This window comes from Micromonospora phaseoli, from assembly GCF_900109115.1.
GTDB classification, from domain to species: domain Bacteria; phylum Actinomycetota; class Actinomycetes; order Mycobacteriales; family Micromonosporaceae; genus Micromonospora; species Micromonospora phaseoli.
In genome coordinates this window covers 1-14100 of the sequence record NZ_FNYV01000006.1, presented here as the reverse complement: position 1 = coordinate 14100, position 14100 = coordinate 1, and the positions used below count along the sequence as shown (strand labels likewise).

12 protein-coding genes and 1 pseudogene are annotated in these 14100 nt (G+C 67.6%); 5 read left to right on the top strand and 8 right to left on the bottom strand.

What is annotated here, in order from left to right:
* The first annotated feature begins 187 nt into the window (after positions 1-187).
* The 5 genes and pseudogenes from BMY89_RS16320 to BMY89_RS16300 all read left to right on the top strand — a co-directional run bounded on the left by BMY89_RS16320 (position 188) and on the right by BMY89_RS16300 (position 3876).
* Positions 188-1237: a LacI family DNA-binding transcriptional regulator gene (locus BMY89_RS16320; RefSeq protein WP_170147709.1), complete on the top strand. Its 1050-nt coding sequence runs from the start codon at positions 188-190 to the stop codon at positions 1235-1237.
* 16 nt (positions 1238-1253) lie between these two features.
* Positions 1254-2177 (top strand): arylamine N-acetyltransferase family protein, encoded by a 924-nt coding sequence (locus BMY89_RS16315; RefSeq protein ID WP_092380864.1) that lies wholly within the window; start codon positions 1254-1256, stop codon positions 2175-2177.
* Positions 2170-2733, top strand: coding sequence for an NADPH-dependent FMN reductase (locus BMY89_RS16310; protein ID WP_092380863.1), 564 nt, complete (start codon positions 2170-2172; stop codon positions 2731-2733). The genes BMY89_RS16315 and BMY89_RS16310 overlap by 8 nt, the downstream gene beginning before the upstream one ends.
* Positions 2734-2757: 24 nt before the next feature.
* A pseudogene (locus BMY89_RS16305) lies at positions 2758-3291 on the top strand (GNAT family N-acetyltransferase); the annotation flags it as partial.
* Positions 3292-3474: 183 nt separating this feature from the next.
* Positions 3475-3876 carry a VOC family protein gene (locus tag BMY89_RS16300; protein ID WP_092381183.1) on the top strand — a complete coding sequence of 134 codons (402 nt, stop codon included), beginning with the start codon at positions 3475-3477 and terminating at the stop codon, positions 3874-3876.
* 749 nt (positions 3877-4625) lie between these two features.
* Here the strand turns inward: BMY89_RS16300 and BMY89_RS16295 are convergent.
* The 8 genes from BMY89_RS16295 to BMY89_RS30405 all read right to left on the bottom strand — a co-directional run bounded on the left by BMY89_RS16295 (position 4626) and on the right by BMY89_RS30405 (position 14007).
* Complete coding sequence (locus BMY89_RS16295) at positions 4626-6788, bottom strand: amylo-alpha-1,6-glucosidase (protein ID WP_232521383.1); 2163 nt, start codon at positions 6786-6788, stop codon at positions 4626-4628.
* Between the two features lie 204 nt (positions 6789-6992).
* Positions 6993-7418: a DUF2267 domain-containing protein gene (locus BMY89_RS16290; RefSeq protein ID WP_092380861.1), complete on the bottom strand. Its 426-nt coding sequence runs from the start codon at positions 7416-7418 to the stop codon at positions 6993-6995.
* A gap of 1043 nt (positions 7419-8461) precedes the next feature.
* Positions 8462-10132 (bottom strand): caspase, EACC1-associated type, encoded by a 1671-nt coding sequence (locus BMY89_RS16285; protein WP_170147710.1) that lies wholly within the window; start codon positions 10130-10132, stop codon positions 8462-8464.
* Positions 10129-10536, bottom strand: a complete 408-nt coding sequence (locus BMY89_RS29905) for an effector-associated constant component EACC1 (protein ID WP_139217956.1) — start codon at positions 10534-10536, stop codon at positions 10129-10131. The genes BMY89_RS16285 and BMY89_RS29905 overlap by 4 nt, the downstream gene beginning before the upstream one ends.
* Before the next feature lie 250 nt (positions 10537-10786).
* Entirely contained in the window at positions 10787-12076 is a 1290-nt protein-coding gene (locus BMY89_RS16275) for a toll/interleukin-1 receptor domain-containing protein (protein WP_092380859.1), read from the bottom strand.
* Between the two features lie 118 nt (positions 12077-12194).
* Complete coding sequence (locus tag BMY89_RS16270; RefSeq protein WP_092380858.1) at positions 12195-12866, bottom strand: HAD family hydrolase; 672 nt, start codon at positions 12864-12866, stop codon at positions 12195-12197.
* Positions 12866-13621, bottom strand: a complete 756-nt coding sequence (locus BMY89_RS16265) for a phytanoyl-CoA dioxygenase family protein (RefSeq protein ID WP_170147711.1) — start codon at positions 13619-13621, stop codon at positions 12866-12868. The genes BMY89_RS16270 and BMY89_RS16265 overlap by 1 nt, the downstream gene beginning before the upstream one ends.
* Positions 13618-14007, bottom strand: a complete 390-nt coding sequence (locus tag BMY89_RS30405; RefSeq protein WP_170147712.1) for a hypothetical protein — start codon at positions 14005-14007, stop codon at positions 13618-13620. The genes BMY89_RS16265 and BMY89_RS30405 overlap by 4 nt, the downstream gene beginning before the upstream one ends.
* Between the last annotated feature and the right edge of the window lie 93 nt (positions 14008-14100).

Here is a 14100-nt window from a genome sequence, read left to right as displayed (position 1 = left end):
CTAGCTTGATGCTCTTGTGGTCTGGACCTCGGCGAACAGCTCCTCGTAGCAGTCGAAGCCTTGGTCTATGCAGTCCATGTCCACGCCCAGTTTGCGCTGCCTTGCCCGCATCACGTGAACCTGTTCTTGACGTCTCGCCTTCCACAATGCACGATGTTAAACGATTAACACAGAGGGGACTATGGGCGTGCGGATCACTTTGCGGTCGGTCGCGGAGGCGGCCGGGGTCTCGACCGCTGCGGTGTCGTACGCCTTCAACCGTCCGGATCGGCTGTCGTCCGAGATGCGGTCGCGGATTCTGGCGGTGGCACGCGAGCTCGGATACTCCGGGCCGGATGCCGCCGCGAGGTCGTTGCGGACCGGGCGCGCCAACGCGATCGGCGTCATCTTCACGACCGGACTGACGTACGCCTTCAGCGATCCCTATGTCCTCGCCCTGCTCGGCGGCCTCGCCGAGACCCTGGCGCACAGCCGTACGAGTCTGGTGCTCATCCCGTTCGCGCCGGTCGTCGCCGGGCTCAGCGACGCGGAGGTACGCGAGTCGCTCGACGCCGTGCACCGGGCGGTCATCGACGGTGCGGTGGCCGACGGGCTCACGGACGACCATCCGGCCGTCCGTGCCCTGTCCGACCGTTCGCTACCCCTGGTCCGCTCCTCCGACACGGCGGCAGGTCGCTGCGTAATGATCGACGACCGGCAGGCGGGTCGGGAGATCGGACGCCACCTTGCCGACCTCGGCCACCACGAGGTCGCGGTGGTGGTCTCCTCCCCGAGCGAGCCGGGTTGCGCCGTCACGCCGGCGGACGAGGCAACGCTCTACCCGTACTCGCGGCATCGGCTCGCCGGCATCCGCGAGGCGCTGCCCGCTGGGGCCCGAGTGCGCGTGGTCAGTGGCGGAAACAACGCCGACGCCACCGGGCGCCTGGCGGCGACAGCGCTCCTCGCGGCCCCCGACCGTCCGACGGCGATTGCCGCGGATAGCGACGTGCTCGCCGCCGCCGTCGTCGAGGTCGCCACGGTCCAGGGGCTCCGCGTCGGACACGACGTGTCGGTCACCGGCTTCGATGACGTGCCCCTGGCGGCCTCGACCGGGTTGACCACCGTCCGTCAGCCCATCCACGAGAAGGGCCGGCTGATGGCACGCATGTTGCTCGACCCTGACAACACGCCGAACCGCGTGACCCTGCCGACCGAACTTGTCGTCCGCTCCAGCACCGGCCCCGTGCCGAATCGCTGACTGAGAGGAATGTGGCATGACCCTTCGACAGGCTCCTCCGCTGGGAGAAATCGGCCCCGCGACCCATTGGCGGATCGACGCACTCGATCTCGACGCGTACCTGCGTCGGGTCGGCCACCGCGGCCCGACCACGCCGGACGGTACGACGCTGCGCGACCTGCACCGGGCCCACATCGCAGCGATCACGTTCGAGAACCTGGACGTGATGCTCGGCCGGGGGGTCGAGGTGGACCTGCCGCGGGTGCAGGACAAGCTCGTCCACGCCGGCCGCGGCGGGTACTGCTACGAGCACGGGGTGCTCTTCGGTGCGGTACTCCAGCATCTCGGGTATCGGGTGGACCGGCTGCTGGCCCGTACCGGCGACCCGGCCGAGCAGCCACGCCCGCGCTCGCACCTGGTCCTGCGGGTCGACGACGGCGACCAGGTGTGGCTGGCCGATGTGGGCTTCGGCTCCGGCCTGCTCGAGCCGTTGCCGCTGGTCGAGGGCGCCCCGCAGCGCCAAGGCGCGTGGGAGTACCAGCTCCGGCGAGGCGCGGACGGCGCCTGGCGGCTGCGCGAGCGGACCATCGACACCTGGACCACACTGCTGACCTTCACCGAGGAGTCGCAGTACCCGGTCGACGTCGAGGTCGCCAACCACAACACCGCCACCAGCGCACACTCGCCATTCACCCGGCAGTGCGTCGTCGTCCACAAGGACGACAGGGCGATCCGGCGGCTTATCGGCCGCGACTACACCGAGGAACGCCCCGGCGCCACGACCCGCACCCGGTCGCTGAGCGACGAGGAGTACGGCGCCGTCCTCAACGCCGAGTTCGGTCTCGCCCTGAGCCCGCCGGAGATCCAGACCCTCGTCGCCACCCTTGCCCCACCCGGCGGAGACCGCCCCACCGCCCCGGACCTGGAACTCCGACCACCGAAAGGAGATAACGATGCGTGACCCCTATTCCCTCGCCGTTATCACCGCCAGCGTCCGTGCCGACCGCATCGGCCCGAGAGTGACGCGGTGGTTCCTGCGCCACCTCGACCGGCACACCGACGCCGTCGTGGACCACCTCGACCTGGCCGAACTTGATCTCCCTGGCGACTTGGCCGGTGGCGGCGACGCCGAGCGGTTCACCAAGCGCGTCGAACAGGCCGACGCCTTCGTTGTCGTCACGCCCGAGTACAACCACGGCTACCCCGGCCCCCTGAAGACGGCCATCGACACACCGTACGAACAGTGGCGGGCCAAGCCCCTCGGCTTCGTCTCCTACGGCGGCGCCTCCGGCGGTCTGCGCGCGGTGGAACAGCTGCGGACCGTCTTCGCCGAACTGCACGTCCCCACCATGCGCACCGGCGTCCTGATCCCGAATGTGCACGACGCGTTCGACGACGACGGCGAGCTACGCGACCCCGCGCCCGTCGAAGCCGCCCTTGCCGAGATGGTGCGCCAGCTGAACTGGTGGGCCCTCATCCTGGCAGCTGCCCGGGCCGACCGTCCGTACGACTGCTGAACCGAGAGCAACGGGGGCCCAACGATGATCATCCGCCCGTACCAGTCCGACGACCGCGACGCCGTCCACGACATCTGCATCCGCACCGCCGACGCCGGCGAGGACGCCTCGACTTCCTACGCCGACCCGAACATCCTGCCCGAGATCTTCGCCCACCCTTACACCCACCTCGAACCCGAACTGGCCTTCGTCCTCGACGACGGTGGCCGGGCCGTCGGATACGTCCTCGGCACCGCAGACACCCGCGCCTTCGCCGCCCGGTTCCGCAACGAGTGGCTGCCGCTGGTCGCCGACCGGTATCCGCCGCCTACCGGCGATCCGACCACGCCGGACGCCGTCATGGCGCACCTCCTGCACACGCCCGAGCGGATGGTGCTGCCGGAACTCGCCGACCACCCTGCCCACCTGCACATCGACCTGCTCGCCGCGTACCGGAAGTCTGGACACGGCCGGGCTCTCGTCGACCGCTTCACCACCGCACTGCGTGAACGTGGCACACCCGCCCTGCACGTCGGGATGGTGACCGCCAACCGCCAGGCCCGGCCCTTCTACGACCGGCTCGGGTTCCGACCGCTCCCCGTCGCTGATCCCGGACCACTCACGTATCTTGGCCTGGCGATTCCGGGCCTGCCGAGCGCAAGGACCTCTGTGCGTACCGGAAACCCCGTCTTAGGGCCGCGCACGGGAGTGCCAGCCAAGACGCAGGGTGCGGTTCCGGACGACGGGCACGATGCAGGGCGGATGCTCAACGAGGTGGCGGTGCGGATCACGCGCCCGTGCACAGATCTCGCGGCTGCGGCACGGTTCTACATTCAGGGCCTCGGCCTCGACCTGCTGCACCGGATCGCTGCGGACGCGCCCGGCGAGCACGACCTGCTGATTCTTGGAAGTCCCGACGCGAATTGGCACCTGGAACTGGTCGGCGGCGCTCACCTCACCGTGAAGCCGACTCCCACCACCGAGGATCTGTTGGTCCTCTACCTGGGCCGGCCGGTCGACGACGCAGTCATCGACCGCCTGCAACAGTCCGGCGGCCGGGTCGTCTCCCAGGGCCCGTACTGGGACCGTTGGGGTGTCACGGTTGAGGATCCGGATGGCTACCGCCTGGTCCTGTCCACCCGCACCTGGTCGAATGCAGGCTGACCGGCGCAGTGGGCACCGGGCCGCGCGGGACGACGCAGCCGGGGCGGGCCCGCTGGTCTGCACCGACCATGGATCTGATCGCTGTTGCGCCACCGGTGCCGGTAGCGCCATGAGTCCTACCCAGCGTGACCTGGACCCGGAACAGGTCCGCCACTACCTCGCCGCATCGTTTCGGACCCAGGGCCGGCGTGGCCGACTGCGGGGTGCTGCCCGGCGGCGGGTTCGCCGCAGTGTGGTGGGTACGCCTCGTTGAAAGAATCACCGGCAAGCCATACTCGCCCCCGCCCGACGACGCGTCGACGTTCTCTGGGCCCTTGTCCGCGACCGCAAGACCTTCATCCGACCGGCACCGGCGGTCCGCGCCGCAGCCTGAACCAGCACGCTCCCCGCCAGCGGAACCCCGGTCCCGCCGGCCACTCGACCCTGCCCATCAAGATCAACGGCAGTCACATCGAGACTCCTAAGACGACGCTCCGCCGGTGTCCGCAGGCCGATGACCGACGGCTTCCTGTCGTCCCCCGTTGCGTGCCGGTCGCTCGCGGGCTCGCTGCGATCGCTTGCCGAAGATCAGCTGGAACGTTATGGGTCCTGCGCGCTACGGGCGGCGCACGGCCGCAAGCCCAGCCTGCTCGAACGCCTCAACCTCGCAGGTCTCGACACCTCCGAGACCGTTCGTCCGAGACTAGGACCGCCGACGAGATCCTGAACAGCCTTGCCGCATACTGCGGCCGAATCAACGGCTCAGGACACTAGCGGGCGGCGAGGCGGACGTAGGAGTTGTCGCCGATCGCCTCCACGTCCCAGCGCTTGCCGAAGGCGTTCATGCCGGTCAGCCGGACCCGCCCGACCTCCTCGGGTATCTGCGGATCGAGGATGAGCTGACCATCTTTGGCCTCGAGGCCGAGCATGGTGCGCAGGAAGAGTAGTGGTGCTCCACTCGCCCAAGCCTGGGGATGGCAGGCGGTCGGGTACAGGACGGGTAGCCGGCTGAACGACCGGTCATACCCGGAGAACGCCTCTGGTAGGCGGAATTCAGAGCTCTCGGCCGCCTTCAACATCGCCAGAATGATCCGGTTTGCTTCCCGCCGAAAGCCGTACTGGGCGAGCCCGCGAGCGATCAGGGAATTGTCGTGCGGCCACACGGTGCCCATGTGGTAGCCGATCGGGCTGTAGCCACGGTCCTGGGTCGAGGTGGTGCGTACGCCCCAGCCGGAGAAGAGGTGATCCGACATCAGCTGGCGCACCACGACGGCGGCCCGGTCGGGCGGCACTATGCCGCTCCACAGCAGCTGGCCCATGTTCGAGGTCATCGAGTCGATCCGACGCTTGTCCCCGTCGAGCCCGACCGCGTAGTAGCCGCCCCGCTCGTCGATCCAGAAGTCCCGGTTGAAGCGCTGGCACAGCTGTTCAGCCTCGGCTCGTAACCGCTGGGCCAGCCCGGGGTCGTCGAGCGGGCCGTCGGCCAGTTCTGCCACGCGCAGCTTCGCGTCGTAGGTGTAGCCCTGGATCTCGCAGGTGGCGATCGGCAGCACCGGGATCGACCCGTCGACGAACTGGATGCCGTCCCACGAGTCACGCCAGCACTGATTGCCCAACCCTTGCGATGACCGGGTGGCGTACTCGACATATCCGTCGTGGTCACGGTCGCCGTACTCGTCGATCCACCGCAGTGCCGCGTGCACGTTGTCGCGCACCTTGCGGACGAGCTCGTTGTCGCCGGTGAAGCGCCAGTACTCCGACAGCAGGATCAGCCACAGCTGGGTGGCGTCGGCGGTTCCGTAGTACGGGTCGTACGGCTTGAGGCCGAGCTTGGTCAGCTCGCCGGTGCGGGCCTCGTGCAGAATTTTGCCCGGCTCCTCGTCGCTGAAGTCGTCGATCTTGAGCCCCTGGTGCAGCGCCAGCTTCATGAGTGCTCCGTGCGCCAGATGTGGCGCGTAGCTCACCGTCTGATAGGCGGTGATCAACGTGTCCCGGCCGAACAGGCCGAGGAACCAGGGCAGCCCGGCGGCGGGCAGCACGAGCGGCTCGTCCCGTGGACGCACCTCGATCCGCAACGCGATCAAATCCCGCACCGACTTCTCGAAGGCATCATGGAGCGTGTCGGAGTCCGTCTGCAGGAGCGGCAGCACCGCCCGCCACCGGGAGACGGGGTCGTCCGCGTCGCCGCCGAGGATCTCGCCGAACTCCCGGTGCGTGGGCAGCACGTAGTTGGGCCCGTAATTCAACGGCACATACAGCTCGCATTCCCACCCGCTGTCCGGATCGAGGTGGAGATCCCAGACCAGGTCATCGCCCTTTACCCTGGTGGCTGGGGGGTTCGCCTCGACCACCGTCCTGGCCTCGAACGATTCGTTGCGGTACGCGAAGTCCAGCCGCGAGCCGTCCTGGGCGTGCGAGCGGGTGATCTGCGCCGACCGGTCCCGTATCTCCTCCTTGACCTCCAGGATGTCCGCGAAGTCGTTACCCACCGCCAGGCGGAGCTGGACCGACACGGGCTCCTGGGCCAAGCAGCGCACCTCGATACATTCGCGCATGCCCTCGCCGATGAAGCGACGCCGGCGGATGCCCAGAGTGTTCGCCGGAAGGCCAGGCAGATCGGGATTGCTCAGGAAGAACGCCGCCGAGTAATGGTCGACGGTGCCCGAGCTCAGGACGAGCAGGGGCTGGCCATTGAGGGTGAGCTCCCACCTATTGAGAAACCTCGTGTCGGCCCGTACCAGCCCACCGATCGAGTTCCGGGGGACGTCGCCCGCCTCGTTCGAGAACATGAAGGTGAGCCCGTCTAGCACCCCGATCGCGGCCGAGCCCAGATCTGGCGGCAGCTTGCGGACGGTCCGGCTCGGGATCTGCTCGTCCGCTGTCAATCCCGGTGTCGGATCGCCCGGGGTCGGACGCCGGCCTGTCGTCGTCACGGCGAACCTCCGCAGTAGCCCGCAGCCTCCGCCGCTGGCAGTCCCGCCCGCTTTCCTGCCGCCTCGAGAAACTCGGCGTGGTTCACGGGTTCTCCTTCCGGGCCGGAGATCGCGTCCTCCCTTGTGTGGCGACGAGCGCCGCATACCCGAGCGCGGCTTGGTAGCGGCGTACCCGCGTGCGACGCGGGCACGCCTGCTCCTGCCTCACCGGTGCGGGCTGTACGGGCCGGGAGGCCGCCCGCCGCCGGCACCCACCGGCTCGATCACCTGCCGGAACTCGTTCGGAAGCTGGGCCACCGTGTCCTCGAACTGATCGCGGGTAACAGCCTCGCGTAGCGTGGTGAGCACCGCGCGAACCCCGGCACCGGCGAGCGCTCGGTCGACGTCGGGGCGGTCTCCCACCCGCTGCACGAACTCTTCGAGCCCGTACGACGTGGCGTGTTCCCACCTCCGTGGTCTGCGCAGGTGATCGTCAAGCCCGTCCGGAAGCTGGTAGGCAAGGTCCTCAGCCTGGCCGGCGCTGATCCGATCTCCCAAGTTCTCCAACGTCACGCGGGTGAGTGTCGCCGCTTGATCGGTCGACACCCTTGCCCGCAGGGCCACCGCGTTTATGAAATCCTCGTATTCCACCTGGTTCTCCTCTCCGGCCGGATCGCGCCGTCCGACCGTTGCCGAGGCGTTCTATAGCTCCGGGGCCGAGGCCGAATGGGCGAACTCCTGCCCCGCTGGCCAGCCTTCCCCGGAAAGGGGTGACGGGGCCTCATCCTGATCGGGCGACACCGGCGGCGGAAGCGCGGGAGCGGAGCCGTCCTGCACCAGGGCGTATCCCAGGATCTTGGGTTGTGGTTCGGCTATTCACGTCTGTCGTGAGTGGCGGCGCTGACTGTGGGCATGCGGACGAAACTTCGTGGATCTTCGATGCAGTGCGGTGTGTGCTCTCCAGCGGATGCCAACCCGGGTCGCCGGTGCCAACGCGGGTCACTGCGGCCGACCGCCGGCCGCAAGCCGGGGTGGTGTGCTTCGGCTGTGCTCCTGGGCTGCGACAACGGCGGTCCGGGGTGACGTGGGCGAACGTGGGCCACTCCCTGCCACCCCAGGTGAACCCCAGGTCGCTAGACTGTGCCCTCGCGCCCTCGTAGCTCAGGGGATAGAGCATCGGTTTCCTAACCCGACGCTCCGCCCGTAGCCGCAGGCTGGTGACCTGCGGCTTTTCTAGTTTCGTCTCTTTGTGCTAGTCGCATTCGCGCGTTGCGGTGCTCGCTTGCTGAAGATCAGCAGGCATTCTATAGGCGCTGCTTGGTCCACGTTCGAGCTGCCGGTTTGTGTCTCGTTGTCAGCTGGCGCGGCGCCGTGCGCGCAATCTTACGACGCTGCGAGCGTCTCGGCCAGCACCGTGTCAAGGTGTGGGTTGCGCGGCGGTAGTCCGGCCCGCTGCGGTGGATGTCCGGAGACGCGGTAGACGACGGTGTCGTTCGGGTTGCTCGGCTGCAGTCGTCGACGGCGACTTGTGAGGTCGTCGAGTACCGGTGGTTCTTGCCGTTGCCCCGAGGCGATGTTCCCGCGTGGGGATGAGCACGCCGTCGACGATGGCGATCGGGTCGACCGGAGACTATTGCACCGGGGTGAGGGCCAGCAGGGGCCGAGCCGGACCTGCGGGTCTGCCGGACGGGCGGTCACGGAGGGGTGCCATAGAGGACTGCTGCTATGGCCGCGCGCATGTCGGCGGCCGTCGGAAAGCGGCCGGCCGGGTCCTTGGCCATGGCCCGCTCCACGATCTTGTCATAGGCTGCGGGAACGTCGGCCCGCACCGAGCTCGGCACCCGTACCGGCTCTTCCGTGGTCGCGATGAACAGCTTATGAAGGTTCGTGCGCGGGAATGGATGCTCCCCGGTGAGAAACAGGAAGAAGCTGACACCGGCGGCGTAGATGTCGGCCGCCACACTGGGCACCGAGCCGGTGATCATCTCTGGGGCCAGAAACGCGGGTGTGCCGATGATCTTCCCTTCTTCCCAGAGCGGGTGCGCAGAGGTTTCGTTAACCAAAAACGAGATCCCGAAGTCAAGAATCTTTATCGAGCCTTCGGGCGTCAGCATGATGTTGGCGGGTTTCACGTCGCAGTGGATCACCCCGGCCCGGTGCGCGTGCTCCAGGGCCGCCAGGGTCTCGCACATGATCTCCGCGGCGTCGTCCGGCTCGACCTCGCGGTGCCCAGTCAGTTCGGACAGCGGCTGACCTGGCACGTACTCCATCACGAAGAACCGCTTTCCGCCCTGTTCCGCTACGTCGTAGATTGCGGCGATGTTCGGGTGGTTGAGTGCGGCTACGGCACGAACCTCCGCCCAGAACGCGGTCTCCAGGTGTAAGCCGTCGTGCGGCGTCTTGCACGCGACCGTTCGCCTCAGGAAGTGGTCCCAGGCCAGAGATACCGTGCCCATACCGCCCATTCCGACCTTCTTGTCGAGCATCTCGTAACGAGACCGGGAGGTGTCGGGGGCGCCGACACTCGGCCGGGCCAGCGTCTCCGGCTCCATCGAGAGGTTCAGGCGTTCCGCCAGCGCGACCAGGCGGGCGCCGCGGGGAAGCCGGGCCTGTACCGAGGCTTCTGGCCGGTGGAGCGGATTGCGAGCCAGGCCGAGCGCCCCGGACGTATCCGTACCGGTGCGCTCTGGCAGGGGGCGGCCTCTGGCGGCGAGCGCCGACTTGACGTAGGCGTGCGCGAGATCCACCGTGATCACCTTGGGGCCGCCGGAGATGCCGCTGGTGAGCAAGTCGAGTAGTTCTCCGGTGAAGGCGGTGTACCGCTCGCCCGGCGGGGCAAGCGCCGGGCCGTCCTCGCTCGCCGAACTGAGGACAACCGCGCCTGCTGTGGCCGCCTGCAGGCGGACCGCGTCGGCTGCGCCCGCCATCAGGCCGTGTGCCTTGCCGCTGAAGCAACTGTCCAGAATCACTACCCGACGGGTGGCCCGCGTGTCGGCCAGCAGCGCCTTGATCCAGGTGAATGGCACGCATGTCCATGGTTCGTTGTGTCGTGACCCGGTCAGCGACAGCGAGAATTGCATCTGGTCGTCCAGATGGCCATGTCCGCTGTAGTAGACGAGCAAGGTGTCGGTGGCCTCGGCGGCTGCCCGGCGGACCGGCTCGACCAAGTGGGCCACCTGCCCGGGGTCGACCACCGGCAGGATGTTCTCCCGGGGAAGCTGCCAGCCGTCCGACGCGGCGAGGTGATCGGCGAGCGCCTGGACGTTGTTCCGAACGGCTGGCAGCGGGTCGAGATGCACATACCCGGCGGTCCCGATCAGGCACGCTCGCGATCCGCTCGGGCTCGGCAGGGTCACTGCGGTCACTCGTCCGCTGTAGCCGATTCGATCGCCCGCGTCACCTCGGCCGGATCGGTGACGTCGATGACCACGCTCCGCTCGCCGACCTCGATCCGCACCACCGGCGCCTGTGCCCGGCTGCGCCGCCAGGCCGCGATTGCCAGCGCGAGATTCGCCGATGAGAACCCGATGTTGACCACCAGTTCGATGACCTCGGTGGCGCCCATAGTCCCCGGCGCCGGCTGCACGGGCACGACCGCGATCTTCGCAGTCGTCCGGATCTCGTCTTTCTCCCGCAGCCACTGCGCGAGTCGTCGAAGGTCAAGCGTCGATCCGTCGAGCGTTACCCGGTAGATAGTCAACCTGGAACCATCCCATCCTCTGCGGTCAGCAGCACCATAGTGGCGTCCGCGCGCCAGCCCGTCAGGCACGATGACGTCAAGAAGACGGTCGCGACGTACTGAGAAAGTGCAGAGCCGCCACGGAGATCTGTCATGGTTGGTAACCAGGAGACCATCTATGTGGATCTCTTCCGCGGGACGGGGACAAGTCCGGTGGGCTCGCGCCCGGCCCCTCGAAGGGATCATCCACGCCGCCCGGTACCGGCGGATTCTCATGTCATGGCGCGTCGGCCACCGCGACAGGACGCTGTCCTCCATCTGGACGTGTCCCTGACGATTGTCAGCGTAGGCCCGTGGCGGCCCGGTGGTCGGCGATGAGCCGTGCGACGAGCTCGGCGGCCACGTCGGCGGGGCGGGCGATGACGCTGCCGTAGTCGATGGCTTCGTCCGGGGAGACGTGGATGTGGTCTGCCTGCCCGAACCCGTAGGTGGCGGTGTTGCTCGGCACGTTGACCCTGCCGTAGGAGATCATGGTGGCGGGGTCGAGCCCGATGGCAGGTACGACGAGGTCGCCGTGAGGTAGATCCAGCGCCGTCAGCGTGTTGAGCATGGCAGCAAGCTGCTTGATCAGGTCGTCCCGGTCGAGCACCGCGCCCATTTGACCTCGAGGCAGCGGGGCCCACGCCGACCGCTGCCCCGATCGGGTGACCACGAGCCCTTTCTCATTGTCCCGACCGCTGCTCGTCGCCCGGGCGACGGCGGAGTCGGCGTGCGCGTGCAGGGCTTCCAGCCGGGTAAACATGTCGTGCTGTCGGCCATGGGCGGGTAGCAGGTCGGCGAGGGCGGCCAGCTCGCTCACCTGCAGTCGCGCATCGTCGGCGGTGAAGACTAGGTGCACCTCGACGGCTGCGGCACCTAGCCTGCGGTCCTGCGCATGTTGGTCAAGGTCGCTGCGCCAGGAGACGCTGACCGGCGGTGCCGGGCTCTGCCAGCGCAGCCGCGATGGGCTGGCTGGCGCGGCAGCGCGGGCTGTCGGATATGGCACAGCCGGGTTGGGCGCCTCGGTAGACGCCGCCGGCGTACCCGGGAACGGCGGGGGTGTGGCGGGCTTGTTCCGTTCGCGGCGGACGCCTTCGAGGATCTGCTTCCGCGCAGCGCTTTCGTCGAGTCCGTGAATGCGGATCTGCACCACCTGGCTGAGCAGCCCTTCCGGCTGGCACTCCTGCACCATGATCGGTACGAGGGCGTTCTTCGCGCCCTCCGGGTCGCTGGCGAAGACGGCTGCCCATTCCGAGGCTGGGAAGGGCGCCTTCAGGTAGGCCGGCGAGAGCACAGCGATCATCCGCGGACACTGCTTGAGGGCCTTGTCCATCTCGACGGCGAAGTTGCTGCCTGGCCGGAAGTCCCACTCCTGAATCGTCACGGCGAAGCCGTCCGCCTCGAGGATGTAGGCGATCCAGCTGGCCCACGCCTTGTCAGCGGCCGTATACGAGATGAAGAAGTCCTTCGCTACAACGTCCACCTGGTCAGGATAGGTACAGGCGGCGACATCGACCCGTCCTGGTCCGCCGCGACGGGCCACAAACCGACACCCGTGACTGATCTCGAAGCGCCGCAGCCAGCAACGCATTGGGTATCTGCCCGGACCGGCGTCCGTCGGACGTCCTCGACAGCACCCGCCCACTGGCCCTACTCGGCATCACCTGACGACTTTGCCAGGGCCCTGACTGGCATACATGTCGCCGGGGCTACTGCAGCCGGTGGCGGTCCGGTGCCGCTCGTGCGGGCCGCACGATCGCGATCGCCGCTTCGAGGACGCTGTCCACCTCCAGGTCGGGACGGCAGAGATGTTCGTTCCACCGCCGCCCACGTCGCACCCAGGCAGTCCGCAGACCCGCCCGCACAGCCCCACAGATGTCTTCGACAGGCGCATCGCCGATCATCCATCCATCCAGCGCGACGCCGCAGCGGCGCGCAATCTCGACGAAGATGCGCCGGTCCGGCTTGCGGATTCCAAATTCCTCAGCTACGCAGAGTGCGTCGATTAAGGGCTCTAGGCCGACCCTCGCCAGCTTTTCCACCGTCCGGGCCTTGGATCCGTTAGTCACCACACCGATCCTCCACCTTGCGTCGCGTAGCAGGGTGAGTGCCTGGATAGAGTTGGCGTCCGGAAGGTAGCAAGAGGCGTAGTTGGCCATGTACCAGTCCTGGAGTTCCTTCAGGCTCATCCGCACGCCTGGCAACGCCTGCACAACTGCGAGGAATTCGCGGCGTGGCATCTCTCCCTCGCCGTCCGCGTCGACGATTGCCTCCACCGCACTTTCGGGCAAGCCCTCGTGCCGGGCGAGCATCTGCGCCCAGCGCCGCATTGCCGCGGAGCGGTCGACCAGCGTGTTGTCCAAATCGAATAGCGCGAGCATCAGAGCCCTCTTGGCGCTTTCCGTAGCGACCCAGAGACCTCAAGCACGGAGTTGGCAACGAAGCGGCGCTGCCCGAACAGCTGGATCACTGCGGGATTCTCGAGCTGGCTGAGCTCATCAGAACTGCGGCACGCAAAGACTGCGCTGCGCCGCGAGTGGCTGGTCATGTTGCGTCCGACGCTGTGAAAGCACAAGCAGTTGAGCAGTAGCACCCCTCCGGCAGGCATCTCCAGCGGAAGCTCCTGCCCTATGAGGTGGCGGTATTCGTCATGCTCATCGGCCCAGTTGCCGCCGCCATCGTCCGACTGTGGACCGACGTAAGGCAGCCGGTGGGTGGCCGGGACCACGTGGGTGCATCCGTTCATGGCGGTCGCCGGCTCTAGGTAGAAGAAAACGGCCACGAGTGGCTGGGACCACTGTTGGATGTCGCGGTGGAGCCGGAATGGGATATCGCCGGAGTTGTTCAAGGTCGCGTGATTGTGCCGGTTCAGCACGACGTCCACGGTCGGGCCGAGGACTTGTCCCAACGGGCCTGCGACATGCTTATGGCGGAGGGCTTCGAGGAAGACCTCGTGGCGTTCGAGCAGCGCATCCAGCCGGCATGGCTCTCCCCGGTGGTTCACTCGGTACGGCGGCACGGCACGGGCGAAGTGGTCGTCTATCACAGATCGCATCCGGTCGACCAGCGAAGCCGGCAGGCCGGTGGGTAGCCGTGCGTAGCCTGCGGCGTCGAAGAAGCGTGCGAGATCGTTCATGGCTGGCCTCCGTCCGTAATCTCCTGGGTGTCGTCGTCGTCCCACATGGCTTGGAACTGGCTCCTGAAGCGCTCGTACCACAGGGGGTCGCTCGACCGCGCGAGGAGGAATCCGGGACGCCACGAGGACGGCTGCCGCCATGACCAAAACCAGATGTAGGCGTGCGCGGTTTCATCGTCGTGGTTGAAGAAGTACGCGGTGAAGGGCGGCATGATGTCGTACGCTCGTAGCTGGAGGCTGTCTGCGGTGGCGTCTGCAGCCGACCGGATCGCATGGAAGGTCGCGATTCCGCTGCGATGCTGATGCCGCACCGATCCCGGAGATGCCTTTGGGGTGGAGCTGCGCCGGTTCGCATCCAGGACAGCCTGGCCCTCTGGGTCCTGCATTAGGGCCTGTTTCAAAAATGAAACCGTCTGATCCCGCGTGGGCGTGTCGGTGATCGATAGACAGCGAGGTCTCCGGTAGAGGGTTCATCGACC

What these genes read in the sequence shown, in the direction of transcription:
- BMY89_RS16315 (WP_092380864.1), top strand. Translation starts at nt 1,254, where the DNA reads ATGACCCTTCGACAGGCTCCTCCGCTGGGAGAAATCGGCCCCGCGACC.
- BMY89_RS16310 (WP_092380863.1), top strand. Translation starts at nt 2,170, where the DNA reads ATGCGTGACCCCTATTCCCTCGCCGTTATCACCGCCAGCGTCCGTGCC.
- BMY89_RS16300 (WP_092381183.1), top strand. Translation starts at nt 3,475, where the DNA reads ATGCTCAACGAGGTGGCGGTGCGGATCACGCGCCCGTGCACAGATCTC.
- BMY89_RS16275 (WP_092380859.1), bottom strand. Translation starts at nt 12,076, where the DNA reads ATGCGTTGCTGGCTGCGGCGCTTCGAGATCAGTCACGGGTGTCGGTTT.
- BMY89_RS16270 (WP_092380858.1), bottom strand. Translation starts at nt 12,866, where the DNA reads ATGCTCGCGCTATTCGATTTGGACAACACGCTGGTCGACCGCTCCGCG.
- BMY89_RS16265 (WP_170147711.1), bottom strand. Translation starts at nt 13,621, where the DNA reads ATGAACGATCTCGCACGCTTCTTCGACGCCGCAGGCTACGCACGGCTA.
- BMY89_RS30405 (WP_170147712.1), bottom strand. Translation starts at nt 14,007, where the DNA reads ATGCAGGACCCAGAGGGCCAGGCTGTCCTGGATGCGAACCGGCGCAGC.